Below are 25788 nucleotides of genomic sequence, written 5' to 3'. Positions count from 1 at the left end.
GCTTTAACCGCGCATCAGGCTTAAAATGACCGGCAGGGTCATCAGCGACACCAATAAAGACGCGATGATGGCCAGCGATATCGTGTCCTGGCGGTAGTCATACTTCTTCGCGAATACATAAACCCCCGCGCCGATCGGCTGCGCCGCCATGACCACCGCCGCCGCCAGCCAAAGGGCGCTCTCTTCCCCCATGCCAAAGAGATACACGCCCGCCAGCAGCGTAATGGCGGGCTGTAGAAATATCTTGAGCACCAGCATGGGCGCGACGATACCCATTGCTTCCCCGGTCACGTGCTCTTTCATATTGAGCCGGGATAAGCCAAGCCCCAGGGCAAACAGTGCCGTTGGGCCCGCCGCACTCCCCAGAAAGCTGGCAAACGCGTCCAAAAAAGCGGGCACTTTGATACCGAACAGTACGAAGACGAGCCCGGCGAGTACCGATACGGTCAGCGGGTTGGTGAACGTCGTCTTAAAGGCTTTCCAGAGGCTGGCCACCGCCGAGGTGTGTTCCGCGCGCTGGCGGCTGGCGAACAGGTCCCAACTGATGATAACGGCCATGATGGCGGGAATATTGTGCAGGATCGTCGCGATGGCGGCCGGCAGTGCGGCCTCCTGGCCGTACACGGAAATCAGAATGGGCACGCCCATATAGCCGGTCGTGCCATAGCAGGCGCCCATGCTGAGGATCGAAGACTGCGGAAGCGAAACGCCTTTGAACCTGGCTATCAGCCCCGCCACTACGTAAATGACCACAATGCCCACAAGGGAGGCGCCGATGAAGCCCCACTGTTTGAGTTCGTCGATATCCGCGTTGGCAATGGCCAGAAAAAGCAGGGCGGGCAGCGCGATGTATAAGACGTAATCATTGATGAGCTTATCCGAACTTCCGCTATCCGGTTTTACCTTCCCGAAGCCGTAGCCTAGAAGAATCACCATAAAAATGGGGACAACGATCATGAACATGGCATTTCTCACGGTTTGAATAATGTGGGGAGTAGCAAGGCCCCTCGACTCGAGCGATTTTCACGGCCCGTTCGTTTTTTGTTAAATGAATTATGTCGCTGTTAAAATCGCTTTTATCAATGTTGGGGAGGCGGGGCGGCCATGCATTCAGCGGGGCAAGACGACGATTTATTGAAAGGGCGCGGTATGACGCTTGAGCAGCTGCGCGCCTTCGTGGCGGTGGCGCAGCACGGCGGGTTTGGCCGGGCGAGCGAGGCGCTGGCGCGTACTCAATCGACGCTTAGCGTGGGCCTCAAGCGCCTGGAAGAGGAGGTGGGCTGTCGCTTGATCGAGCGCCGCCAGGGCCAGGTGATGGGCCTTACCGAACAAGGGCGGCGGCTACTGCCGGCGGCTCGAGATATTCTTCACCGCACGAGCCGAGCGGTTAATGCGTTAAAGGCCTCACGCCTGGAAGGAAAGATATCGCTGGGCGTGCCGGACGACTTCGCGGTGAGCAATCTTCACAAGGTGATTTCGCTTTGTTTGGAAGAAAACCCGGGGCTACGGGTTGAAGTCACCGCGGCTTCTTCGGCGGTGCTTTCCGCGATGGCCGAAAAGCAGCAGCTCGATATGGTGATTCTCAAAGGCATTGCGGGCCAGCCCGTGGTTTCGAAAACCGAGCAGATCATTCAGGTCGAGCCGCTTTTCTGGGTAAGCGCCGGCGCCGTCCATTTCGATGAGATGGGCGATATCGCGCTGGCCACGTTTATGGACGGGTGTGTGATCCGCAATAGCGCCGTCACGGCGCTCAAGAGTGTCGGCCGCTCGCACTATTTTTCCTACGTGAGCGGGTCATTCGATAACGTCAAAAAGGCGGTCATTAGTGGGCTGGGCGTAGGGATTCTTCCCCAAAGCGCGCTGACCGAGGAGCTTTGCGTACTTTCCGAGGCCAACGGTGTACCGGATTTACCGTCCATCCAGCTGGTGCTCAGTGTTTCGAACACCAGCGAGCTGCACGAACGGTTTGCCCGCTACCTGAGTCGTTCGCTCGTTGAGTGACAGCGCACTTTTATTGGAAAGCGGCGCCTCGATGTTTGATAAAACGCCTCGACTTAATGCGAGGCATTTTTCCCTAATTCAAAACATAAGCCGATAACCCCATAACCCCATAACCCCATCCGGCAGCCCATAACCCGGCGCCAAAGCTTGCGTGTGCTAAAAGGCTGCGGCATCTGGCCGTGTTGGGGGCGGGTGTTTTACGCGCGGCCAGGCCTGCGCCCATGCCCGGTTGCAGGATTAAAAAAGGCGCCAGTACGGTGATGACACCGAACCCTAGCGCAGGCACAAGCTTGGGGTAGGCCAGCCACGCAGGCCCAGTGATGAGTAAAAACGTCAGCGCGAAAGCGATGCCGATCAGGTAGTGCGCCGCCCAGCCCAGGGACTGCTCAGCACGAATCGGCGCACTTTGGCCTATAGGCCGGTGTACCCAAGTGCCGCCGGGCAAATGCCCCAGCCAGCGCCCGACCATCGCGTAATTTAACGAGGGGACCCCTAGCAGTCGCTTTTGTAACAGCGCAACGACATCCATAAACACCGTTGCCCCTATCCCGAGTATCAGGGCGTCAATCAAGAAGCTGTTCATGTGCGTGCTCCAGGGCCCGTTTTCCTAACGACCAGAAGGGTCCATAGAGCGAGTAGAAATACGGCGCTGCCTGACACCATGAATACCAGCATCCAGCCTGCCTGGATGTCGACACGAAATGTCGTGAATGTCATGAATGCGGCTAGCCCGGCAGTAGGGCCAAGCTCCATGGCGGTATTCATTACGCCCCCGGCGAGCCCCATGCGTGCAGGTGGGACGCCCTGGGTCATTAACACCGCTGAGGCCGCGAAGGTGAGGGAAGTGCCTCCAGGTAATAGCAATAACCCCGGCAATACATCGAGCAGGTAATCCTGACTGAAGCCCGCCAGCAACCAAAGGCCGATACCCGCTAGCAGGAGCCCGAGCGACATAGCGTTCATGGCACCTAAACGTGCAACGACGAAGCCAGAGGGTCTATTACCTAATATTAGAACGGCGAGGAAAGGTACCATTGCACCCGCCGTTGCCAGTGGACTCCACCCCGGTTCGCCCTGAAAGTAGAGGGCCAAAATGAAGGTGACTAACCCCATGCTGGCAGCTGCCAAAAAGATGCCTAAAGCGCCGCCCAAGCGCTTTGTATCACGTATAAAATCGAGAGGCAGTAAAGGCGAGACCACTCGACGCTCATGCCATACAAACACTACCAATGAAACTGCACCCAATACCAATGCAACTAGAACGAGAGGTGAGGTCCAGCCGGTTTCGCTGCCCATCGCCAGACCGTATCCGCCGCTCGATAGCCCTGACAATGCGAGTAAAGCCCCTGCCAGGTCCAACGGTTGTGCCTGATCCCTGCTCGGCATATCGCGTAACAGGTGTTTACTCATCGACAGACCGATAGCGGTAACGCCGCAAGGTACAAGGAACATCCAGCGCCATGAAACCCACGTGGTCACGATGCCGGATAGAACGGTTCCTGCCGCGGCACCTAGTACTGAAATGCCACCCCATCGCGCCATAGCGCGTTCGAAATCTTTACCATGAAACAGCTCAGCTACCTGCGCGAGCGCCGCGGGCGCTACCATGGCCGCCCCAACTCCCTGTAACCCGCGCATTGCAATAAGAAGCTCGAAGAAGGGGGCTAACGCCGCTCCTAATGAGGCGAAACCAAAGATCCAGAGACCTTTGCGAAGCAGCAAGGTGCCACCAAAACGATCGGTTAGATTGCCGCCAAGTAACAATAGACCGCTATAGGGCAGGCCATAGGCGATTTGGAGCATTACCAGGTCTGCGGTTCCCAAACCAAACTCGCTGGCGATCAAAGGCAAGGGGACGGCGATCAAGGTAATCGTGAATATGAGCGTTGCCTGAATAAGGGCAAGCAGCGCGAAGGCCGGACCAGGTTTAAAGTTCAATGGAGGATTAGGTGAGGCGATCGTCATCTTCTTGATATCCTTGAAGCACTAAAAGAAGATAAGTAGCCTATTACTTCAAGTCGACTTCAAGTCAAGGGCCATGCTCGATATTACTGAACTTTCGCGTGAAAGCGGCGTTGCCGCCTCGAAACTTCGCTATTACGAAGAGGTGGGGCTGATTCGGTCCGTAGGCCGAAACGGGCTGCGCCGGGTATTCGACACTAGCGTGAGGACGCGTTTATCGCTCATTGCGCTCGCGCAAACGGCCGGGTTTTCGCTAACCGAAATACGCGACATGTTCGGCGACGAAGGCCGACCGCAGGTCGACCGCGATAAGGTGAGTGCCAAGGCGGATCAGTTGGATCATCACATCAAGGAAATGACGGCGCTTCGAGATGGTTTGCGCCACGTAGCGAACTGCACGGCGACCAGCCACCTTGATTGCCCCACCTTCCAGCGCCTGATGCGCATTGCCCAGACGCGCCAGGCAGCAAAACCGGGTGGCCAGAAAAAAGCAAAGGCGAGAGAGGCTTCAAAGCCAGGTAAGGCGGCTTATAAAAAGCCGTAAGTCAATTCGCCATGCCCTGCACAGTAGCAGGGCATGGCGTAAACGCTAACGCTATAGCCCCTGCGCCCCGCGGCGCAGCCAGCTGTGCACGAATACGAGCTTCTTGAGCGTTTCCGGCGTGAGCATGAAGGGGTAGACATCCCCCAGGCCCATGGCGCGATTGACGTGGTTGACCCCCGCAATCAGCGCGGTGGCGATGTGAATCAAGCGCTCGGCGTCCGGCTCGGCATAGGCGTCCCACTTGTGATCGCGCGGCAGCTCCGGCGAATCCATGCCGGATGACACGAAGCTGTCGGTAATATCGGTCAGGTGCAGAATGTGCGAGACGGTTTCCGCCCAGTCTTCGTGGGGGTGCGCCGAGGCGTAGGTCGAAACGAAATCCGTGCGCCACTCTTCCGGCGGGCCTTCGTTGTAGTGGTGCTTGAGCGCCTCGCTGTAGTCGGCGCGTTCGTCGCCAAACATCTCGCGAAACGCCTCCATGAAGTCTTCGCGCAGGCTCAACCGCCACCAAAGCATGTGGGCGATTTCGTGACGCATGTGGCCAATCATGGTGCGGTAGGGCTCGTCCAGCGCCTCGCGGCGGGTGGTCACCAGCACCGGGTCGGCTTCCGCGATGCTGATCGTCACCACGCCATCCACGTGGCCCATCATCACCGGCTTTTTGCCTTCGGCCAGCAGGTGGAACACCGGCGGCGCGCCCGGGTCTTCTGGGCGAAACCAGTTCCAGCGGCCCAGGTTGTCGATCACCCAGCGCTTGGCGGCTTCGGTTTGCGCCCAGTTGGCAATGGCGTTGGGAATGGTCGGGTCCGGCGCCACGGCGGTCATCGCGCAGGCGCGGCAGAGCTGGCCCTTTTGCGCGGCAATCCAGTTACAGCCAATCACCTCGCGGTTGGCGCAAAACGGCGGCATGGGAATGAACGCCCGGGCCTGCGGGTCATAGGCCACCGGGATACCATCGGCGGTCACCAGGTTATCGAACCAAAGCGAACCCGCACCGACCGGATTAGAGAAAACGCGCATGGGCGAAGCACTCTCAATAAAGGAGTCTTGAGTCTAGGCGGTGATGGGCGAGTGCGTCCAATGACTTCTTTGCTCAAACGCCTGCTGTAGAGATTGCTTCAATGGGCAGGGAGGGTGAAGGCCAAACCATCAGTTAGTCAAAAAGTGGTTTGGCTAAAGAAACTGCATAAAAATTAATTATATAGGGAACTCATGATGACTGCCATCGGGTAGCTCGATATCCACTCGGGCGCGGCCGCCCAATGCTTCGACATAGCGCTTAAGAGAGCTAAGACGCATATCCTGGCCAACCTTTTCAAGCCCTGCAACGGTTGGCTGTCGGACACCCATTGCATCGGCGATTTCAGTTTGTGTCTTTTCTGCCAGCAGACGAATTTCAGCCAGCCTGATTTCAAATAGCATATCGCTCGCCTTCGCCTCAGCAGCGGCAACGATCTCTGGTTTTTCTTTTGCCAGCAAGTCTTCAAGTTTGCGCGCCATGGGGACTACCTCACTTTAAAGTTTCCAGATGCGCCGCATACTCTTTGTCGGCGACTGGAATCATTTCATCGTAAAAGCGCTTGTCGTTTCCGCCTTTATCACCAGCACATAAAATGATGCCAGTACGCTTTGGGTCGAACGCAAAGAATGCTCTGATAGGGCGGCCACCGCTCTGTATGCGCAGTTCTTTCATATTGGAAAACTGCGAGCCGTTCACCGTGTCAGCATGAGGTCGCTAGAGCATAGGACCCCGTTCGCGTAACAGAAGAAGAGAGGCCAGGACATTCTCCCGGTCAGCTTCTTCAAGCGAGAAAAACCACGCTTCAAAGGTGTCTGTCTGTTCTATTGACCACATGAGTACCTCGGAAGTTAATAGGTTATATGCTATATAGGCAATAACCTATTGGCAAGTATTTAAGCAGTAAGCAAGCTCCTTACCCATTACCGTTTCAAACCCAGGCTTAAGTACGTTTCAAGCCGCCACCACTGTTGTATTCAGCGGATCGCCCAAGTGCTCAACCGAGCACTTGGGCGGTTTATCCACTTGGGTGTCGTGGCAATGCTATGCTGCCCTTGTTTTTTAAAGCCAAGAGACCCCCATGGATTACGCCGAATCGACCGCGCAGGACGCGCCCCGTTTTAAAGCCCCGGCCGGGGAGATCATTGGCTGGTATGATCGCGGCGTCATTCGCGCCACGGGCATTGCCTACGCCCGTACCGAGCGCTTCTGCCCACCCACCGATGAGCCGCCTGCCACCGCACCGATTCATGCCACCCGGTGGGCCCCAGCCGCACCGCAAAACACGATTCCTGAGCTCAACGAAGCGCTTGGTGTGGCCGCCGACGAGTTTCACGCAAGCGAAGGCGCGCTGCACCTGTCGGTCACCGTGCCGGAAAACCCCTCAAAAGCCCCGCGCCCGGTGATGGTCTGGATTCACGGCGGCTCTTACGTATTCGGCGCAGGCGATCTGGCAGTGTTCGACGTGCGCCCGCTGGCCCTCGAGCAGGATGTCATCGTGGTGTCGATCACCTACCGGCTGGGCCTTTTAGGATTTCTGGGCGGCTACGCGGGGCGGCCCGCCAACTTGGGGCTTCTGGACATGATCTCGGCGCTGCGCTGGGTGAATACCAACATTGCCGCCATGGGTGGCGACCCTGGTGACGTCACGCTGTTCGGTCACTCCGCCGGGGGCGACGCGGCGGCGCACCTGATGATTGCCGAGGGCGTCGAGGGGCTTTTTCAGCGCGCGATTATCCAGAGCGCGCCTTTAGGCATTAGCCGGGGCCGCGCAAAGATGACCGCCAAAATGGGCAAGAAGGCCGCCGAGCTTAAAAGTGACGCGCCGCTGGACGAAGTGCTGCGCGTGCAAACGAAAGTAGCCGAGGCCGCCCGCGGCTTTGGCATGAAAGCGGCCATGCCCTTTGGCACCCAGTACGGCCACTACCCGCTGCCTGCTGAAACCGACATCGACCAGGCCTGGCGCCGCGCGGCGGAAAAATTCGACGTGTTCATTGGCACCACCGCCGAGGAAACCGCGCTGTTTCTGGTCATGTCGCCGGGGTTAACGCGGCTGCGCCACACGCCGCTGGTAGGGGAGGCCATCGGCCGGGCGATGGTGTCGGCCACCACGCGCAAGGTATACCAGCGCGACGCGCTCCGGTTTGCCCGCCGCCACGCTCAAGCCGGCGGGCATGCTTTTATCTACCGGCTTGATTGGAACAAGGGCCGCACGCCGTTTGGCGCCGCCCATACGATCGACCTACCGCTACTGCTGGGTGAGCCTGCTAGCTGGCAGTACGCGGATATCGTCATACACGTAGATGAAACCACACTACTCGAACACGGCCAGCGCCTGCGCAAGCTATGGGCGGATTTCGCGCGGGATGGGCGGCTGTCAGCCAAAGGCAGAGTCGAGCCGGGGATAGTAGAGTGGTGGCAGGTCCAATAACGCTGTTCTGTTGCCGTATAGACTTGAAGTGATGATTATCCAACAACATTGCACCGCTGGAGTGAATCATGCTGCGTATCCAATCTGTGGAGTACGTAACGGGTTACAAGATATGGGTTGCCTTTGATGATGGGACATCCGGTCAAGTGGACCTTGATGGCGTCTTGAGCGGCCCTGTATTTGAGCCGCTAAAGGATATGGCATTTTTCCGAGAACTCACGTTGGACCCTGAACTTGAAACGATTGTTTGGCCAAACGGGGCCGATTTAGCGCCGGAACTTCTTAAGAGTTTGCATAACCAGCAGGTTAAAACATCGACCATTTCGCATGGCTAACACCGCTATCTAAACCATCGACCTGCCGCTACTACTGGGCGAGCCCGCCAGCTGACAGTACGCGGATATTGTCAAACACGTGCTTGAGGTCATGCTGCTCGGTAAGCTATGGGCGGTTTTCACGTGGGTGGGGCGGCAGCCTTCCAGAGGCCAAGCCGAGCCGAAGATAGTGGAGTGGTGGCAGGCGGCCCAGCGTGCTTGCTTATTCTTTTATACTGCTCGTATGAGAAAAATTTGGAAGAATACCGTGAGCGTTGAAACCATAGGGGGGGCGGTGTTCGGTTTTCTTTATAGTAAAGAACCGTTTGAAATAGCGTTTGAGATACCTTCTTCCCTGGCGTTGCGTAGGCTCCAAGAAGAGGTTTCCTTCAAATCGTCATCTATAATGGGGTCTGAAAGAATTACCGGGGAAGTATTTGAAAATAAAGTAAAATTAAACAGGCACGTACCCTTAACAGGAAACCCGTTCAAGCCGGTTATGGTCGCTGAATTTATCGACCTGGATGGCAAGTCGCTCCTCGTTGGTGAGTTTCGAATCGACCGATTTACTCAAGTGTTCATGTCCGTTTGGTTTGGGGGCCTGGCGCTGCTTTTCTTGAAAGGATTGTTCGGCCTGCTGGTGAAGCCGGAGAGTGCCACGCTTTTGTCGCTTTATTCCTTCATGCTACTCGCCGCCGGCTTCGTGATGGTCAAGGGCTGTAGATGGTCTTCCAAAAACGATAAAAAGTGGCTCATCAAGGAAGTAAGCAACGTCTCACAAAAAAAGTAACACCTGCCAAGTGAGCGGCTAGTTCAACGCCAGGTGCATCGTGTCTGCTACAGGACGCATCTATTGTATTCGGGTAAATTAATGTAGATTTGTCTAATTAAAATAGAGGTAGGCATACAACGTAGCGGGCTGAGCCGGTAGAGAGCCGGGGGGCTCTCGCCTATCATTCTCGATTTAAACAGAAGGGCGCGTCAGTAGAATACGCCCACCTAGCAGGAAAAATGCCACTCCCGATACGGCTTGGACCGATGTCCAGACGGTTGGTCGACGTAGCCATGAAGCGACCTTATCGAGTGAAACCACCACAAGGCTGTAAAAAATGAGCGCAATGCTCGCATGGCTAATCCCCATGCCCAGGCCAGCCAGCCAATACACGTTCGTGTTGGTGACATCCAAAAACTGGGGAAATGCAGCAACGTAAAAAATGGCAGGTTTGGGGTTCAAGAGGTTTGTCAGGTACCCCCGGGCAAATAATTGTGCCCTGCTAGATCGGGTAAAGGCGCTTTCCTTGGGTAACGGCACTTGCACAGGTGTACGTTTGAAAACGTTGCTGAAAGCTTTCACGCCAAGCCATATCAGATAAGCCGCTCCGGCGATTTTAACCGTGGTGAAGAGGGTAGCCGATGCCAGGATGACGGTCCCAAGGCCGATGAGTGCCAAGGTGGCGTGTGTCATGATGGCGGCGCAAAACCCCAGTGTTATCGAAAAGCCCGCCAACCTGCCATGAACAGGAGTGGCTTGAAGCAACAGGAACAAGTTGACGCCCGGCGAGACGACGATGAGAGTGACAATCGACAAGAATAAAAGATACTCATTTAACGGGATCATGGCATCGTGTCTAAGTGGGTGAACTTTTGCTGAGCAAACCGACGAGTATGATCACTTTCGATCACCACCGCGTCGTTCAATGTATCAACAAAGCTTGCAAGCGCCGTGGACCACGTCTCGGGTTCAGGGGCGACGAAATAGGTATCGATACAAGCGATGGACTCAGGCAGTGCCAGCATCTGAATTTTAAACCGGTGCTGATGCGCCTCGACGGTGCCGCGGGGTAGTACCGTGTAGCCCATACCGGCAGCGACGCAGCCAAGCATCGCATCCAGTGAACCGAACTCGAAAATCCGACCGGCGCTGATACCTTGGGACGACAGCAATAGTTCGATGCGCTGACGATAGCTGCAGCCTTGGCGAAACGCCAGAAAGGCGGAGGTCAACAGTTCATGGGAAGAGGGCATTGACGCCATGGGCGCGGCACCCACCAGCACAAGCTGTTCGCTGAACGCCTTGAGTACGTGGTAGCGGTCGTGCTCAAGTCGCCCAGCGACGAATACGCCATCAACCTGTCCGTTCAGTAGCAGTTCGACCAGTTCCGCCGTGGGCCCGGTCTTAAGGTGGATATCGACATTGGGCTGCTCTGAGTGGTATGTCGCCAGTATCGGCGGCAGGCGCAGCGCCGTCGTAGTCTCCATGGCGCCAATCCGTAGTCGACCAGAGGCTTTTTCCTGCCCCTTGAACAGCGACACCGCCTCATCATGGGCGGATAGCATGCGTTCTGCATATTCCACTAACGCCAGCCCCGCGCTCGTGGGGCGAACGCGCCTCCCCCGGTGCATCAGCTGTACGCCCAGCTCTTCCTCTAGCTTTTTCATATGCATGGTCACGTTGGACTGCACCGTATGCAGCCGCTTGGCCGCCGCCACGAAGCTGCCGGTTTCGGCGACCGCCATGAACAACCTTAGTGATTTAAGCTGCATTCATGCTCCGTGCTATGCCAGTGCTATCTCAAAATGAGATAGCAGCGATCAAAACCAATCGTTTTCAGAAAACACTCTCTCACGCGTAGGCTATTGGCTCAACGGCAATCTTTAATCCTGCCTGGGTAGCAATAAAAGGGCCACGGCGTGACGAATCGAACATCGGAAATTCAGGATATCCCCGCACTGTTGACCGGCATTATGGCGACCCTGGTTGGAATCGGTATCGCGCGGTTTGCCTATACGCCGCTACTGCCAGCCGTCATTGAAGAGGGCTGGTTCACTGCCAGTCAGGGTGCTTACTTGGGGGCAGCCAATCTGCTGGGCTACTTCATTGGCGCGCTCGTAGCGCATCCACTGAGTGAACGCTTCTCTGGGCGCTGGGTAATGGGAGCAAGCTTTGTAGGTATTGCCTTGAGCTTTGTGCTCTGCGCTGCGGAGGGATGTTTCGGCTGGTTCTTCTTCTGGCGACTGGTATCGGGGATAGCCGGGGCCGTTCTAATGGTCGTTGGGCCCTCCCTGGCGCTTGCCGCTACCCCTTTAACAAGGCGAGTACGGGTGGGGGCTCTGGTGTTTACCGGTATTGGTCTCGGGGCGCTGCTATCGGCGTTCGCCGTGCCCTTCTTGCTTACGTTAAACCTGGCAAGCACCTGGAGCGCGCTGGGGTTGCTTTGCATCACGGCGGGGATTTTGAGTGATCGAGCCAGCGCCCGCTTGGTATTGCCTTTCAGTGCCAGTAAGAAAAACAATTCCCGAAAGGGTGAGGTGGGGGCCAAAGCGGTTTTGCTCTTGATCATCGGCGCTTATGCCATGGACGCGGTAGGGTTCGTGCCGCATACGCTGTTTTGGGTGGACTACCTGGCCCGGGAGAACGCGCTGGGGCATCGAGCCGCTTCTTTTCAGTGGGGAATCTTTGGATTGGGCGCGGTGTGTGGCCCGTTCATGGTGAGCGCCCTGGCACAAAGAGTGGGTTGGCATCATGGCCTGACAGCGGCGTTCATGATGAAGGCGATCGCCGTTCTGTTACCGGTGTTTTCGCTGGCGCTGGTGAGTCAGTCGGTCTCTTCCTTCATGGTGGGGGCGATGATTCCTGGCATCGTCGCGTTAACGTCGGGCCGTCTTGCCGAGCTGGTCGGGCCTGCCGCCCACAAGAAAATATGGGGGCAGGCCACCGCCGCCTTTGCCGCCGCCCAAGCCATCGCGGGCTACGCCATGTCGGCGCTTTACAATGCGCTGGGCTCCTACACCCTGCTGTTTACAATCGGTGGTTTCGTATTGGTCGAGGGCTTTCTACTGATACTGCTGAGCCGAAGCATACAGCAGCGCCATACCCAACTGACGGCTCAACAAGAGAGACAGCCATGAAGCTTTACCTGAACGCAACGTCACCCTACGCGCGCCTGGTACGCATCGTTTTGATCGAAAAAGGGCTGAGCGACGCCGTAACACTTAAGTGGTGCGACCCTTGGGCCGACGACCGTGAACTACTGGCGGTCAACCCCGCCGGGCGTGTTCCGGCGCTGCTTACGCAGGAGGGTGCTACACTCAGCGAGTCTCAACTGATTGCCATTTACCTGGACCGCACTTACCCAAAAACGCCGATCTTGCCTGCCGACCAATGGGCCGAGGTGCTTCATATAACAGGGCTGGGCCAAAACCTGATGGAGGCTGCTTTCAATACCGTGATCGCGCGAAAGCATGGCGGCAGCGAAATGGATAGCAGCGTTTTGGGCGAGCGGCGGGGACGGGCCATTCAACGGCTATTGCAGCAATTAGGCCACGAGTTTGACGGTAAGCCACTGACGACAACCATCGACCTTGGCGACATCACCACCGCCGTGGCGCTGGAATATCTCGCCTTCCGGTTGCCGGAGGTGGCGTGGCAAGCGGAACACCCTCAGCTTGCAGTGTGGCACGCAGGCGTGACGATGCGAGAGAGTTTCCAGCAAACTGCTTTTGTCTAGCGGCTGGGCTTTGAAGCCCGGCCTAGCGCTTCAAGTGGACCTCTAATGACGACTTTACCTGTGTTTGATACTGAACGCCTGACGATCAAGCCTCGAACACTCGCAGACCTTCCAGCTTGCCTGGCGATGGACCGCGACCCAGAGGTTACGAAGTTCGTGTCAGGTCCTTGGGGTGATCCTGAACGTCATGAAACCTTCGTAAGAGAGCGGATAGAAACCGACTTCGGCGAAGGTCTCGGCTACTGGTCCGTATTCCTGCGCGAGCACCCAAACCAATTCCTTGGATGGATACTTCTGATTCCTTATGAGGGAGTCGGCCCTGAAACCGAAATTGGCTGGCGGTTCAGTCGATCTGCTTGGGGAAAGGGCTTTGCAACAGAGGCCGCCAGGCCTGTGCTAAAACATGCATGCGAAACGCTGGTGCTTTCCAAAGTGGTCGCCGAGATTGATCAGGCAAACCTTGGGTCGATTCAGGTTGCCATGAAGATAGGCATGCAGGATGAAGGCGTAAAGAAGATCAATAACACCCGCTGCCGCTCATTTGTGATTAGGTCATGAACGTCAGCGTAATCTTCTAAGTATCTCGTTATGCAAACAAGAACGCTGCCTTTAGATGAAGTAGCGCGACTTGGACAGTGCGTTATTTATCACCAACTCCGTTAGTTGAGCGCTTCGCTCCTATACGGTGCACCTTGCTCACCGCTATACCAAGGACAGCGAGATCCACATTCGCCATGTCAAAAACGGCAATCAGTTCGCCGAGATGGTCAACGCCGAGCACTACCGTCAAGTGGGCGGTGAGGCGCCGAGTATCAACGTGGTGGGCTAAGCGGCTGCGCGCGAATGCCCGTATTTGACACTCGTCATCATCATTGGCTAACGTGCCCAAACCCGTAAGATGTTCCATATCTCATAAAGGTGTTCGTCCAATGAACCATTGATGCCTGCCGTTGCAATGACGGCCAGTCTCCACCAGCCCCTAAACGCGGGGGAGGTCTTGGCATCTTGGGAATACCACATGACGAACACTTCTATCACCTTGAACGGTGTCTCCTGCGTTTTGCCGGATGGCAGAACGCTTTTTACCGACCTTCATGAGCAGTTCGATAGCCGGCCCACCGGCTTGGTGGGGCGCAACGGTGTGGGCAAAACGGTCCTTGCGCAAATGCTGGCGGGGCTTTTACCGCCGACCACCGGCCACTGCCAGCTTCCTGCCAACGTGCACTACCTTGCCCAGCAGGTTGCCGTTCCCTCGGCAAACGCGACCGTGGCGGCGCTTGCCGGGGTACACACAACGCTTAATGCGCTGGCACGAATCGAAGCGGGCAGCGCCGCGCTTGAGGATTTCGAGGCGGTCGATGAGCGTTGGGATATGCCCCAGCGGCTGCGTTTTGAGCTTGAACGCAGTGGCTTGGGGTATCTCGAAGCCCACACACCTGCCGATACCTTGAGCGGTGGCGAAGCCATGCGGGTTGCCCTGATCGGCGCCATGCTATCAGAAGCGGACTTTCTGATCCTTGACGAGCCGAGCAACCACCTTGACCGACCCAACCGGCAGGCACTCATCGAGCAACTAAAGCGCTGGCCGAAAGGGCTGATCGTGGTCAGCCACGACCGCCAGTTGCTGGACGCCATGGAGCGGATCGTGGAGCTCTCCCCATTGGGGCTAAAAAGCTACGGCGGCAACTACACCTTTTACAGCGCGGCGAAGGCGCACGAGCAGCAAGCGGCGCAGGCCCGGCTTTGCCAGCACAAGCTTGCACGCCAACGCGATGAGCGGGCCATGCACAAGCAGCGCGAGCGCCAGGAGAAACGCCAGGCGCGGGATAGCCGCCAGGCCAAGGGCGCCAATCAGGCGAAGGTATTGCTCGATGGCCAGAAAGCGCGCAGTGAACACTCCCTGGGCGCACTGCGCCAACAGCACACCGCCAGCCGGGAAGAGCTCGATCAGCGCGTACGCGAAGCCGCCCGCCAGGTCGAGAAAGAGGTGCCCATCGCGCTACATGAAGTGGCACTGCCACGGGGTACGAATCGCCGAGTGGCCGAGTTGGAAAGGGTAGCGCTACCCTTCGTTGCGGGGGCCACACGTCACATTAGCCTGACGCTGCAAGGGCCGCAGAGAATCGGCATCGTGGGGCCGAATGGCGGTGGTAAGTCCACGCTGCTGCGCGTGATGGCGGGGCTGGTGGCGCCTTTATTGGGCACCTGCCAGGTCACGCCCCAAAACGCCTATCTCGACCAGCGCCTTGATCGTTTGGATCCGACCCAAACCGTATTCGACCAGCTGCGGGCGGCTAACCGTAAAGCGAGTGACGGCGAACTTCGCATGCTGCTGGCCCAGCTTGGCCTGGACGCGCAGAAAATCACCGCCCCCAGCGGCGTGCTGAGCGGCGGCGAACGCCTGAAAGCCGCGCTTGCGTGCCTGCTCTACGCTGATACGCCGCCCCAGCTATTGATGCTGGATGAGCCTAATAACCACTTGGACCTGCCTTCCACCCAGGCATTAGAAACCATGCTGCGCAGCTACCAGGGCACGTTGCTGGTGGTCTCCCACGACGATGCCTTTCTCGAAAACCTCACGCTTACGGACTACTTGCAAGCAACGGAGCAAGGCTGGCAACTGGCGCCGGTATGATCTTTCCCCTATGCCCCTCACTGCCAGCGTCTGCCACTCATAATACTTAAAGGTACTACTGTTCTTTCCAGGCGTTGGGTAAAGTAACTAACGTATGCTGAGCGCCGTGCAACGGCCAGAACTCATAACGACGTTCCCCTTCAGCGGAGGCGGTAATGAAAGCGATCCTGTTCGACGTATTTGGCACCGTGGTCGATTGGCGCTCCAGCATGATCCGCCAGTTCGAGGCGCTGGAAAAAGAGCTGGGCTTAGAGCTACCCCGCGAGGCGCTGACCGATCAATGGCGCCAGCAATACGCGCCTTCCATGGACCGGGTACGCAAAGGCGAACTCCCCTGGACGAAGCTCGATGACCTGCACCGCGAAAGCCTGGTCAAACTGCTCGACCAACACGGGGTAGCGCTAGACGAGCCAACCATCGATCGCGTTAACCTCTTCTGGCATAGGCTAACCTCCTGGCCGGACGCACCGCGCGGCCTTGAGCTTTTAAAAGAGCACTACATCATCGGCACGCTGACTAACGGTAATGTATCGCTGATGGTGGATGTTGCGCGCCACGCCAAACTACCCTGGGATATGATTTTCTGCGCCGAGCTGTTCGAGCACTACAAACCAGATGCAGAGGTCTATTTGGGCGCGTGCCGCCTGCTGAACCTGCCGCCGGAAGAGGTGATGCTGTGCGCAGCGCATAATGCGGACCTGCGGGCTGCGCAGGGCTTGGGGATGAAGACGGCGTTTGTACCCCGGCCTACGGAGTATGGGCCGCAGCAGAGCAAGGATTTGGAGGCCGAGGAGGAGTGGGATATTGTAGCGGAGGACTTTGTCGCTTTGAGTGAGCGTCTTGGGAAATGAAAATCAGAAATGCCCCTTTCCCTGCGCCCAGCCGTTATCCATCATATTGTTTGATCAGGCGGCGCTCGCGTTGATTGGTTACCTGCGATGGTTTCTGCGTTCATACCGGTTGTTTCGTCGCAATCAAATAGCACGCAAACTATAACAGCCCTGGTTCATCTGAGTGATGTGCCGCATGAACCACAATGGTTGGAAGCGTAGTCTCACTCGTATAGTAAAGCATTTTCTATCGACTAAAAGTCGAGCTACTTAGGTAGGGCTAACCTAAATTAACTGGTAGTATTGAAGCATCAGAGCGAAAGCGCTTCAGAAAATGTCGCCTTTCGACCCAAAGCGGACAAGTTGGCAAAAAAGAAAGCACGTTCATTCTACCGGTATCGAGTCTTGCGTGGTTCGCGGAGTCTGAGAATTTTGAATGCTTTTCAATTTGGGGACGTGATCAGGCGAACAAACACTGTTAAGCGTAGAAAGAGAATTATGTAGACAACCGAGGGTACCGTGCCTCTGAACTGTAGGTATTGCACTGAAAATAAAATAGAAAATCCCATTTGGTTAAGCTTATAACGCAGTCGAAGTCCGCGCAAAGCGACCAGAAAAGCCGAGGTTTTGGTGAGTGCCTCCGGAGACAGGAAAGTTTAGAACGCTGATTTACAATGCTTTCCTGCCGAGGCCTCGTTGCTAGAGGCAGCTTGATTTTATGACTGGCCCGCTAGGAGTTATGTAGAGGCCACAAAAAGCCAACCAGCAAATGGCCGAAGAAGAAAGCCTCATTTCAGAAAACGTAAAAGATCTGGTCGAGCGCATGATCTTCAACAATCAGGAACCATCGTGTGAAGACATTGTTGCCATAATGGAAAAGCCACCCAGTGTACTACAACGCAAGAAAGTAATATCGAGACTAGCTGAGTAATTTAAAGGCTTCGTAAAAAGATTATAGTGTAAGGATAGATCAAGCATGGATCCCGTAACAATTACAGTGGTATCAACCTATGTAGCAACAAAGCTTGTGGATCAATTTATAGCTCAAGAGGGCTATGGTAGGTTGAAACAGAAATTTTTTCCGAAGAAACGTTATGTGGACAGGCTTTATCAAATAATTGAAGAGACGGCAATTGAGTTTGAAAACAAATACCCTATAGAGAACGGCAAGGTGCCATTTTATCAATCTAAGCCATTGTTTGAGACGTTGAATGAATATATTCTATTTAAAGAGCTGCCGAATAAAGAAGAGTTATTAACAAAATTTGGAGAATACCCAAAAGTCATCCCTCCTAGCCAAGAGCAACTTGAAATTTTTTACGGAATGTTGTCGCTAAAAATAAATAGCTGCAAAACGTTAAAAAAGCTCTACATTGAAGAAACTTATAAAGAAAAGATATTCGATATAAGTGATGAGATTATTCAGATTAAACTCTTATTGCAATCATTAGATGAAAAAATAACCTTTCACTTGAGCGATGATTGGTTGAATAGGAAAAATAGGCAAGCTATAGCTGATTTAGGGGGGCGTTACACGCCTGAATTAAATGTAAAGCTTGAAATCACAAAAATATTTGAAGGTCTTGGAAGAACTCAAAAATTTTCTGATTTGTTTTACAAATATATCGATGTTTTTCTAATTAAAGGAAACAAGCTACGAAATAGTAATGAGATATCTGAAGAATTATCTTTGATCGCTAAATCTTTAACTGATATCACAACGTTGTACCTGGAAATTGATTTTTCTAACTTGGGTCAACTACCTATTGACAAGTTTTGCAAATACATTTCCAATTGCCAAAATGCTATTTCCGAGTCGGAATCGGTTCTATGGAAACTAAGAGAAGAGTCAAAAACGAATGGTAAGGCAACAACCTTTAGCGATAAGCACTCATCTACTTTGAGGGGCTTAAGAGAGTTTGATCATGAGTGCGATACTTTATGTTCATTCCTTAATTCTATAACGGCAAAGGCATCGAACAATCCGTTTCTGCTTCTTGAAGGTGAAGCAGGAATTGGTAAGTCTCACTTACTAGCTGATGTTGTCGAATCAAGAATTGCAGCAGGATATCCATCCCTATTTTTATTAGGACAGCAACTTACTTCTGATGAATCTCCTTGGGTACAGATTCTTAAAAGGCTACAAATAAATACTACATCAACTGAATTTCTTGAGAAACTAAATTTATTTGGTCAAAAAACAGGGAAAAGATTTCTGATATTTATTGATGCGATCAATGAGGGAAATGGTAACAAGTTTTGGGAAGACAATATCAATAGTTTTGTTGATGAAATAAAGCGTTTTGAGTGGCTTGGATTAATAATGTCAGTCAGATCAACGTATAAAGGATTTACCATCTCAAATGAGCAGGTGTCTCGTAATAATTTTGAAACCCATGAACACTTGGGTTTTAAGAACGTGGAGATGGAAGCCGTCAACTTATTTTATGACAATTATAATATAGAAAGACCGTCATCGCCTAATTTAAATCCAGAGTTTAAAAACCCCTTATTTCTAAAGCTGTTGTGTGAAGGGATTAAGAAAAGTGGTCTAAATAAAGTTCCAGTAGGCTTTCATGGAATTACAAAAATCCTAAGTTTTTTTGTGGAAGGTGTAAACAAAGCATTAGCTTCTCCAAAAAAATACAACTTCGACCCTGGTTTTTCATTGGTTAATGATTCTCTTAATAGGTTAATTAAGGTTAAGCTTGGCAATGATGGCAATAGCATTTCTCTTAAAGATGCTCACGCAGTTGTCCAGTCTGTTGTTGAAGACTATGTGATCGATAAAACATTTCTTAGTGCAATGATAGATGAGGGGTTGCTGACTAAAAGCATTGTTCGCAATGAAAACAACTCTATTGAGGAAGTTGTTTACATATCTTTTGAAAGATTTGACGATCATTTAACAGTTAAATACTTGCTCGATGGTGTTGAAAACATTGAAAAGGAGTTTGAAACTGGAGGTCGTCTTAAACGATACTTCAATGATGAATATGACTTTTATCCAAACCAAGGAATTGTTGAGGCTTTATCTATTCAATTACCAGAAAGGTATGGAAAGGAGCTTTACGAATTACTACCTGAGTTTAGAGAAAACAATAATTTAGTAGAAGCTTTTATCGACAGCTTGGTTTGGAGAGATGTCGCCGCAATTGATTTCGAAAAGCTCATGCCTTTCATAAACGAACAGGTACTTACATTTAAAAATACCTATAGTAATTTTTTGGAAGTTTTGATCTCAATTTCAGGGTTAGAAGCTCATCCCTTTAATGCTAATTTTTTACATAATTGGCTATTGCAGCATACTTTACCTAACCGAGATGCATTTTGGACTACTGAGCTAAAATATAAGTACAGCGAAGACTCAACATTTAGACAACTGATAGATTGGGCTTGGAGTAGAACCGATAAAAGCTATATATCTGATGATTCAATAGAGTTAGTGGCAACTACTCTATGCTGGTTTTTAACCTCAAGTAATAGAGAGCTGAGGGATTGCTCAACTAAAGCTTTGGTTAATTTGTTAGAAGCAAGAGTTCCAGTATTGATTCGCATAATAAATAAGTTTGATGGGGTAGACGATCCGTATGTTTTGGAAAGATTGTTTGCAGTTGCTTTAGGCTGTACATTGCGAACAATTAATTATGATGATTTAGATCAATTGGCTGAAACGGTTTTTGCCAAAGTGTTCAAACCTGAGTATGTATATCCAAATATTCTATTAAGGGATTACGCCAGAGAGCTTATCGAATATGTATCACATCTTAAATTGATGCCGGAAGGTATTGAACTATCAAAAACTAAGCCTCCATATAAAAGTAAATGGCCTGATAATATACCAACTAAAGAAGAGTTGAAGTTACTTTACGACAAGGATGAGTATTGTTTGCTTTGGCGTTCGATAATGGGTGGTGGAGATTTCTCCAGATATACAATTGGAACAAATCACAATAACTCAGATTGGTCAGGTTGTAAATTTGGCGAAACACCAATTAACCGTGAGCATGTTTATGAAAATTTTCTAAGTAGATTAACTGTTGAGCAGAAAGAGTTATATGACTCTACAGATCCTATTATTTACGATAATAATGCCGAAAAAATATCGTTTGGCGAAATTACTATTAATTTGGGTGGTGCAATAGGTCGAAAGAGTGAGGAAGAAATTTTGGCTAGCAAGGTTGCTTTTAAGAAATCATTGTCGGAAGACTTATTAACTAAGTTTGAAAGAGAGGTTGATCCTTATCTAGATCACAATAATAAACTACTCAAAACTGATAAGCACTTTGATCTGAGAATTGCTGAGCGCCTTATTTTTAATCGTGTAGTAGAGCTTGGATGGAATCCCGAAAAGCATGGAGAGTTTGATAGGCAAATTGGTACAGGTCGAGGACGTAGAGAGTCATTCCAAGAGCGTATTGGAAAAAAATATCAATGGATTTCCTACTATGAATACATGGCCATGCTTTCTGATAACTTTATTCGTTTTGAAGGGTATGGACAAGAGCGTAAAGAAAGTCCTTATCAAGGGCCTTGGGAGCCATATTTAAGAGACATAGATCCAACTATTTTACTCAAAGAAACAGGAACAAAAGAGCTAAGCTATCAAGAAATGTGGTGGGCTAGTGAAGAAATATTTGATTGGGATTGTACTTATGATGAATGGGTTAACAATCCTACTACGATAAGTAATCCATGTGGTTTGATTGAAGTAAATGACAACAATGGTACTGAGTGGTTGATATTGGAAAGTTATCCATCATGGAAAGAGCCCAAAATTATTGGTAGTGAAGACTGGGGACACCCTCGAAAGGAAGTTTGGTGTCATATCAGAGGGTATTTAGTCAAATCAGAAGAATTTGAAAATTTCAAAGGTTGGGCAGTAAATCAGCATTATATGGGAAGATGGATGCCTGAAGGTAGTGATCGATACCAATTGTTTAATAGAGAATTCTATTGGTCTGAAGCATTCCAGTTTTTCAAATCAGACTATTATGGTGGATCAGATTGGAATTCGGTAAAAGATCAAGAGTCTGGCGCTAAGATAGCTGATGTTAGTGTCACTTCAATTAATTACTTATGGGAAGAAGAGTTCGATAAATCAAAAACAGAGACTTTGAGTTTTCTTAAGCCAAGCTACTTAATCTTTGACATGATGGAGCTAAAAAACGGCAAGACTGAGGGGAGTTATGAGGATAAAGATGGAAATATCGTTTGTTTCGCTACTGAGGCTTTGAATGACTCTAGAACACATTTACTTATTAAGAAAGAGGAGTTCTTAAAAATGTTGAATGAGAATAAATTAGAAATCGTGTGGACGCTTTTAGGTGAAAAAGGTGTTATCGGCGGTTCAATTAGCTCAAACCATCACTATGGTCGTATAGAATTTAGTGGAGCATTTTATTTTAATAACAGTCAACTACAAGGAATACATAAAGTCTACTCAGAAAAACAACTTTAATTTACAGTCACAGTTAAAACTATTGTGGTTTATGAGGAAGGTTTCTTTTATATCAGGGTTCACTTAACGTCCGCTCTTGGCCGATAGCTGAATCCTTGAACAGAATACTCACGCTAAATATTCATGTTTCCAACTGCAGAGCAACACGCATTGTGTTGCCTTGCATTAATTTGAAGTAGGCTAATCGCTACCCGACTCACTCTCTTCCGCCTCAATCTGCCCACGCCGTTCCATCCAGTGCATCACGCCCCAACAGAGCGCGGCCCAACTCGCCCCGGCGGTCCAGCCGGCCAGCACATCGGTGGGCCAGTGAACGCCCAGGTAGACGCGGCTGATGCCCACCAGCAGGGTCAGCAATATCGCCAGTATCAGCAAGTAAGCTTTTAAGCGCAGCGCGGGCTGTATGCGGATGAGCAGCGCAGCTAGCGTCAGATAAGTCACGGCCGACATCATGGAGTGGCCGCTGGGAAAGCTCGCGGTGTAGACCATGGCTTCGTGCGGTACGAGATCCGGGCGGGGGCGGTCGAAGCCCAGCTTCATCAGGGTGCTGAGCAAAATGCCGCCGGGTACCGCTACCAGGGCAAAAAGCGCCGCGCGATAATGTTTGGCGAGTAACAGATACCCAAGCGCGCCCATTGTCAGGAGCACCAGCACGCCCACGCCGCCGAGGGCGGTAAAGTCCCGGCCCATCTCCTCGACCCAGCCGGGGCCGATCGGGTCGTTAAGGTCGGCGGGGTTGCGAAGGGCGAGCAGCAAGCGCTCGTCGAAGCTCTGGGTGTCGCCCTCTATGACTTCACCGGCCAGCGCGACGAAGCCCCAAATGCCGCCGGAAATGACCGCCAGGCACACCAGCATGGCGAGTTCGTGGCGGCCGAGCCGAGATAGCAGGGAAACGCCCTGACGCCCGATACGGCTTATTGTCGTTTGATACTTCATTGGCAGCTCCTTTGCTTTGATCCGTCCCGCGCCCCGCCGATTGAGGCGGGCCTAGTGTAGCCCAAAGCGGGCGTTCAAGAGTTCGGCAATAGCGAATCGGTTTATCTGGCTGTTCGCTGTTATTCGTCAGCAGGTAGGTTTATAAAATGGGGTCGTGATAGTGGCTATTCTGCCGCTGCCCCTTCTACAGGAATAACAACCATGTCATTCACGCAACTGCTGGTCCCCACCTACACCCAAATGCTCGGCGCGCTCTCAAACTGGCTGAAAAAGGCGCAAAGCCAACTGCCGGACGCCGAGGCACAGGCGCTGCTTTCCGCACGGCTCGCGCCGGATATGTTTCCGCTTTCCACGCAGGTACGCTTTGCCTGCGTGCAGGCGCAAGAGGCGGCCCACCGCCTGCAGGGTAAAGACCTACCGGCCTCGATCAAGGAGCTGCTCGACGAAGGCCGAAACGCCGGTGAGCAGCCCGGCACGCTTGAAGATGCCCAAAAGCGCATCGATGAAACCCTCGTTTTACTGGGTGGCCTGGCATCCGATGCGCTGGATGTCAGCGCGGACAAGCCGCTGGTACACGAGCTGCCCAACGGCATGACTCTCGATTTAACCGCCGAGCAGTACGCGCGGGACTGGACGCTTGGGCAGTTCTACTTCCACACCATGACCGCCTATTCCATCCTGCGTAGCGAGAAGATCGAGCTGGGCAAAGCCGACTACGTCGCGCATATGTTCCCGTATATTCGCCCGGAAACGCTGCCTAAAGGCTGATCGACGCCCCGGTTCCACTGACCCGCCTCACTTCCCGCACCACTGCCTCATTCAACACCCCGCGCTTGGCTTCCACCAGGGTCAGCCATTGCCGGGCGCGGGTGATGCCGGTGTACATCCGCTCCCGGGTCAAAATCGGGTTGATCGTCGTCGGTAGCAGCAGGGCGGTGTGCACGAACTCCGCGCCCTGGGATTTGTGTACCGTGGTCGGAAAGACGACGTTTAAGCGCGATCTTCCTGGCGCTCCTGATGAAGAGTGAGGCTCAGCTCGAAAGCCCATTGTGACCAGGCACGAAACCGCCCAGCAGGCGGTCGATATCCCTGGCAGGCATCGGACGGTAGAAGAAGAACCCCTGGACGAGGTCGCAATGCATGTCGCGAAGCAATGACAACTGTTCGCCGTTCTCGACACCCTCGGCCACCACTTCCAATCCCAACCGATGACCGATGAAGATGGTACCCTCCATGATGGCTCTATCCTTCGGTTGTGTGGGAACGTCGTGGATGAAGGAGCGATCGATCTTCAGGGCGGTGACGGGAAAGTGCTTGAGATAGCTCAGGGAGGAATAACCGGTCCCGAAGTCGTCGATAGCAATGCGAAAACCGCGATCATGGAGGCGCCGCAGGTCCTCGAGGACGGTCTCGTCGGCTTCGATCAGGACATGCTCGGTCAATTCGATGCCGATATCCCGCGGACCTAAGCCGTGACGCTGCAGCGAGTCCTCGAAGCGCTTGAGGGCATCGGGACGCACCAGTTGACGGCCCGAGACATTGATGTCGATGCGGTGCTCATGAAATCCCTTGGCACGCCATTCCACCTGCTGGCGGCAAGCCTCTTCGATGACCCATTCGCCCAGACGATGGATCATACCGGAACGCTCGGCCAACGGGATAAACTCGGCAGGCGAGATCGGCGGGCCTTCGGCAGGCGCCCAGCGTAACAAGGCCTCGAGATTTTCTATTCGCCCGCTGGCCGCCGAGACCTGGGGCTGATAGTGGAGTGAGAATTCACCGTTATCCACGGCTTCCTCGAGTCGCGTCGAGAGACAGTGCTGGCGAACCAGCTCATCATGGAGCTTCTGTTGGAAGAAACGTACAGTACCCCGACCCTCCAGTTTGGCACTATTCTTGGCAACATCGGCATTACGGATCAATTCGCGTGACGATTCACCATTCCCGGGAAAGAGCGCTACACCCAGGCAGGCCGTGACCTGACGCTCCCGACCATTCAGGACGAAAGGTTTCCGAAAGATATTCTGGACATGACGCATGATCCGTCTGACATCGGCGTCCAGGTAGACGCCGGGAAAAGCCAGCACGAATTCATCGCTAGAAACACGGGACACCAGGTCAGTGACTTGCTGGCACTTTTTCAGTCGCCGAGTCAGCTCAATGAGCAGGCGATCGCCCTGATCATAGCCAAGGGCATCATTGATCTCGGCGAAGTGATCGATGTCCAGGTAGATGGTTGTCAGGCCATTGCCTTGGCGTCGACAAGAATCCAACAGACTGTCCAGGTCGACCTCGAAGGTCTGGCGGTTGGGGAGATGGGTGAGCCTGTCGAAACGGGTGGCGAATTCCAGGTCACGGTGGGCGCGCTTTTGGTCGGAAAGATCGACATCCACGCAGAACATCAAGGGTGAGTCGGTATGCTCATTGAGCATCAGATGCTGCGAAAAGACCGATACCAGTTCACCGGTTTTGTGCTCAAGCTCGAGTTCCTCGGCGGGTATGTCGATCCTTTCTTTGATCCATGCACCATGCGCCTGAATTACCCCGTCACGCATGAAGGCAGGAATGATCAGATCTTCCAGTAACTGTCCCTGGGCTTCCTCAGCGGTATAGCCATAGAGACGAGTGCTACCTTCATTCCAGTAAATCACTCGCCGATCGCGATCATACCCCTGAACCGCCACCTTAGGCAGATTCTCCAGCAGGGCGCGGAATCGCTGCTCACTCTCCAGATACTGGTGGCGTACTAACTTGACGTCTTCCCTGCCTGCATCATGCGAATCGATATCAATAGTGGAAGGTGTCGTTGACACCAACGTGAGCGCATCGGAAAACTCCCTGCGGTTCTCCTTCGGGCGTTCCGGATCTCTGTGATGTCGGGAATGGCTGGCAGTCATGGAATCCACTTAAAGAAGAAGCACTGTCTAGAGCCATTATTATGGCAAACATAGTCATTTGTTGTGGTTATCTTACACCTATGTGTAGTAGGTAACCTACACATGTACGTCATCAGCGGTCTGATCCTTTTTTCAAAAAAACACTCTTTTTTAGTGCATTTTTTGACATATCGTTGCAGATCTTTTCATTTCTCTCCTGTTGACCGCGTTCTTACACCGGCAACACAGGGCAATTCCGCCCAGTTAACAGG

At 52.9% G+C, this 25788-nt stretch carries 22 protein-coding genes and 2 pseudogenes; 13 read left to right on the top strand and 11 right to left on the bottom strand.

The window, feature by feature from the left end; genetic code table 11:
• Window positions 1–3: 3 nt before the first annotated feature.
• Window positions 4–963 carry an AEC family transporter gene (locus ACWHVV_RS12480; RefSeq protein WP_447926527.1) on the bottom strand — a complete coding sequence of 320 codons (960 nt, stop codon included), beginning with the start codon at window positions 961–963 and terminating at the stop codon, window positions 4–6.
• A 186-nt stretch (window positions 964–1149) separates the two neighbouring features.
• Here ACWHVV_RS12480 and ACWHVV_RS12475 point away from each other — a divergent pair, with 186 nt between their 5' ends.
• Window positions 1150–2001 (top strand): LysR family transcriptional regulator, encoded by an 852-nt coding sequence (locus ACWHVV_RS12475; RefSeq protein WP_447926526.1) that lies wholly within the window; start codon window positions 1150–1152, stop codon window positions 1999–2001.
• A gap of 73 nt (window positions 2002–2074) precedes the next feature.
• On the opposite strand, the gene ACWHVV_RS12470 is transcribed toward ACWHVV_RS12475, so the two are convergent.
• The gene (locus tag ACWHVV_RS12470) at window positions 2075–2584 is read right to left on the bottom strand and encodes a DUF2938 domain-containing protein (RefSeq protein WP_447926525.1); all 510 of its coding nucleotides are present in this window, start codon (window positions 2582–2584) and stop codon (window positions 2075–2077) included.
• Window positions 2581–3966 carry an MFS transporter gene (locus ACWHVV_RS12465; protein WP_447926524.1) on the bottom strand — a complete coding sequence of 462 codons (1386 nt, stop codon included), beginning with the start codon at window positions 3964–3966 and terminating at the stop codon, window positions 2581–2583. Before ACWHVV_RS12465 ends, ACWHVV_RS12470 begins: the two co-directional genes overlap by 4 nt.
• 73 nt (window positions 3967–4039) lie before the next feature.
• Here ACWHVV_RS12465 and ACWHVV_RS12460 point away from each other — a divergent pair, with 73 nt between their 5' ends.
• Window positions 4040–4507: a helix-turn-helix domain-containing protein gene (locus ACWHVV_RS12460; RefSeq protein ID WP_447926523.1), complete on the top strand. Its 468-nt coding sequence runs from the start codon at window positions 4040–4042 to the stop codon at window positions 4505–4507.
• A gap of 51 nt (window positions 4508–4558) precedes the next feature.
• Here ACWHVV_RS12460 and ACWHVV_RS12455 read toward each other — a convergent pair whose 3' ends face one another.
• The 3 genes and pseudogenes from ACWHVV_RS12455 to ACWHVV_RS12445 form a co-directional block, all read right to left on the bottom strand.
• Window positions 4559–5527 carry a zinc-binding metallopeptidase family protein gene (locus ACWHVV_RS12455; RefSeq protein ID WP_447926522.1) on the bottom strand — a complete coding sequence of 323 codons (969 nt, stop codon included), beginning with the start codon at window positions 5525–5527 and terminating at the stop codon, window positions 4559–4561.
• 177 nt (window positions 5528–5704) lie between these two features.
• Complete coding sequence (locus ACWHVV_RS12450) at window positions 5705–6007, bottom strand: helix-turn-helix domain-containing protein (protein ID WP_447926521.1); 303 nt, start codon at window positions 6005–6007, stop codon at window positions 5705–5707.
• Window positions 6008–6017: 10 nt separating this feature from the next.
• Window positions 6018–6230 (bottom strand): annotated as a pseudogene (locus ACWHVV_RS12445) (type II toxin-antitoxin system RelE/ParE family toxin); the annotation flags it as partial.
• A 376-nt stretch (window positions 6231–6606) separates the two neighbouring features.
• On the opposite strand from ACWHVV_RS12445, the gene ACWHVV_RS12440 reads away from it, so the two are divergent.
• The 3 genes from ACWHVV_RS12440 to ACWHVV_RS12430 all read left to right on the top strand — a co-directional run bounded on the left by ACWHVV_RS12440 (window position 6607) and on the right by ACWHVV_RS12430 (window position 9060).
• The gene (locus ACWHVV_RS12440; protein ID WP_447926520.1) at window positions 6607–7956 is read left to right on the top strand and encodes a carboxylesterase family protein; all 1350 of its coding nucleotides are present in this window, start codon (window positions 6607–6609) and stop codon (window positions 7954–7956) included.
• Window positions 7957–8024: 68 nt separating this feature from the next.
• Window positions 8025–8291, top strand: a complete 267-nt coding sequence (locus ACWHVV_RS12435; protein WP_447926519.1) for a DUF2442 domain-containing protein — start codon at window positions 8025–8027, stop codon at window positions 8289–8291.
• A 91-nt stretch (window positions 8292–8382) separates the two neighbouring features.
• The gene (locus tag ACWHVV_RS12430; RefSeq protein WP_447926518.1) at window positions 8383–9060 is read left to right on the top strand and encodes a hypothetical protein; all 678 of its coding nucleotides are present in this window, start codon (window positions 8383–8385) and stop codon (window positions 9058–9060) included.
• A 174-nt stretch (window positions 9061–9234) separates the two neighbouring features.
• Here the strand turns inward: ACWHVV_RS12430 and ACWHVV_RS12425 are convergent, their stop codons facing one another.
• Both ACWHVV_RS12425 and ACWHVV_RS12420 read right to left on the bottom strand, forming a co-directional pair.
• Entirely contained in the window at window positions 9235–9888 is a 654-nt protein-coding gene (locus ACWHVV_RS12425; protein WP_447926517.1) for a LysE family translocator, read from the bottom strand.
• The gene (locus ACWHVV_RS12420) at window positions 9885–10814 is read right to left on the bottom strand and encodes a LysR family transcriptional regulator (protein ID WP_447926516.1); all 930 of its coding nucleotides are present in this window, start codon (window positions 10812–10814) and stop codon (window positions 9885–9887) included. Before ACWHVV_RS12420 ends, ACWHVV_RS12425 begins: the two co-directional genes overlap by 4 nt.
• Before the next feature lie 147 nt (window positions 10815–10961).
• On the opposite strand from ACWHVV_RS12420, the gene ACWHVV_RS12415 reads away from it, so the two are divergent.
• From ACWHVV_RS12415 to avs2, 7 genes are all read left to right on the top strand, one after another.
• Entirely contained in the window at window positions 10962–12179 is a 1218-nt protein-coding gene (locus tag ACWHVV_RS12415; protein WP_447926515.1) for a YbfB/YjiJ family MFS transporter, read from the top strand.
• A complete protein-coding gene (locus ACWHVV_RS12410; RefSeq protein ID WP_447926514.1) occupies window positions 12176–12778 on the top strand; it encodes a glutathione S-transferase family protein in 603 nt (200 codons plus the stop codon). Before ACWHVV_RS12415 ends, ACWHVV_RS12410 begins: the two co-directional genes overlap by 4 nt.
• Before the next feature lie 45 nt (window positions 12779–12823).
• Entirely contained in the window at window positions 12824–13336 is a 513-nt protein-coding gene (locus ACWHVV_RS12405) for a GNAT family N-acetyltransferase (protein WP_447926513.1), read from the top strand.
• A 127-nt stretch (window positions 13337–13463) separates the two neighbouring features.
• A complete protein-coding gene (locus ACWHVV_RS12400; protein WP_447926512.1) occupies window positions 13464–13607 on the top strand; it encodes a hypothetical protein in 144 nt (47 codons plus the stop codon).
• A 189-nt stretch (window positions 13608–13796) separates the two neighbouring features.
• Window positions 13797–15413 carry an ABC-F family ATP-binding cassette domain-containing protein gene (locus tag ACWHVV_RS12395; protein ID WP_447926511.1) on the top strand — a complete coding sequence of 539 codons (1617 nt, stop codon included), beginning with the start codon at window positions 13797–13799 and terminating at the stop codon, window positions 15411–15413.
• A gap of 155 nt (window positions 15414–15568) precedes the next feature.
• On the top strand, window positions 15569–16264 hold the full coding sequence (locus tag ACWHVV_RS12390) for a haloacid dehalogenase type II (protein ID WP_447926510.1): 696 nt from the start codon (window positions 15569–15571) through the stop codon (window positions 16262–16264).
• A 955-nt stretch (window positions 16265–17219) separates the two neighbouring features.
• On the top strand, window positions 17220–21704 hold the full coding sequence (gene avs2, locus ACWHVV_RS12385) for an AVAST type 2 anti-phage system protein Avs2 (RefSeq protein ID WP_447926509.1): 4485 nt from the start codon (window positions 17220–17222) through the stop codon (window positions 21702–21704).
• A 180-nt stretch (window positions 21705–21884) separates the two neighbouring features.
• Here avs2 and ACWHVV_RS12380 read toward each other — a convergent pair whose 3' ends face one another.
• Window positions 21885–22640: a phosphatase PAP2 family protein gene (locus tag ACWHVV_RS12380; RefSeq protein ID WP_447926508.1), complete on the bottom strand. Its 756-nt coding sequence runs from the start codon at window positions 22638–22640 to the stop codon at window positions 21885–21887.
• A gap of 201 nt (window positions 22641–22841) precedes the next feature.
• On the opposite strand from ACWHVV_RS12380, the gene ACWHVV_RS12375 reads away from it, so the two are divergent.
• On the top strand, window positions 22842–23408 hold the full coding sequence (locus ACWHVV_RS12375) for a DUF1993 domain-containing protein (protein WP_447926507.1): 567 nt from the start codon (window positions 22842–22844) through the stop codon (window positions 23406–23408).
• Here ACWHVV_RS12375 and ACWHVV_RS12370 read toward each other — a convergent pair.
• Both ACWHVV_RS12370 and ACWHVV_RS12365 read right to left on the bottom strand, forming a co-directional pair.
• Window positions 23398–23625, bottom strand: a pseudogene (locus ACWHVV_RS12370) (ATP-binding domain-containing protein); the annotation flags it as partial. The gene ACWHVV_RS12375 and the pseudogene ACWHVV_RS12370 overlap by 11 nt on opposite strands.
• Before the next feature lie 46 nt (window positions 23626–23671).
• On the bottom strand, window positions 23672–25537 hold the full coding sequence (locus ACWHVV_RS12365; protein ID WP_447926506.1) for a putative bifunctional diguanylate cyclase/phosphodiesterase: 1866 nt from the start codon (window positions 25535–25537) through the stop codon (window positions 23672–23674).
• Between the last annotated feature and the right edge of the window lie 251 nt (window positions 25538–25788).

This window comes from Vreelandella sp. EE27 (assembly GCF_968206495.1).
This window is presented reverse-complemented; position numbering and strand designations above follow the sequence as displayed.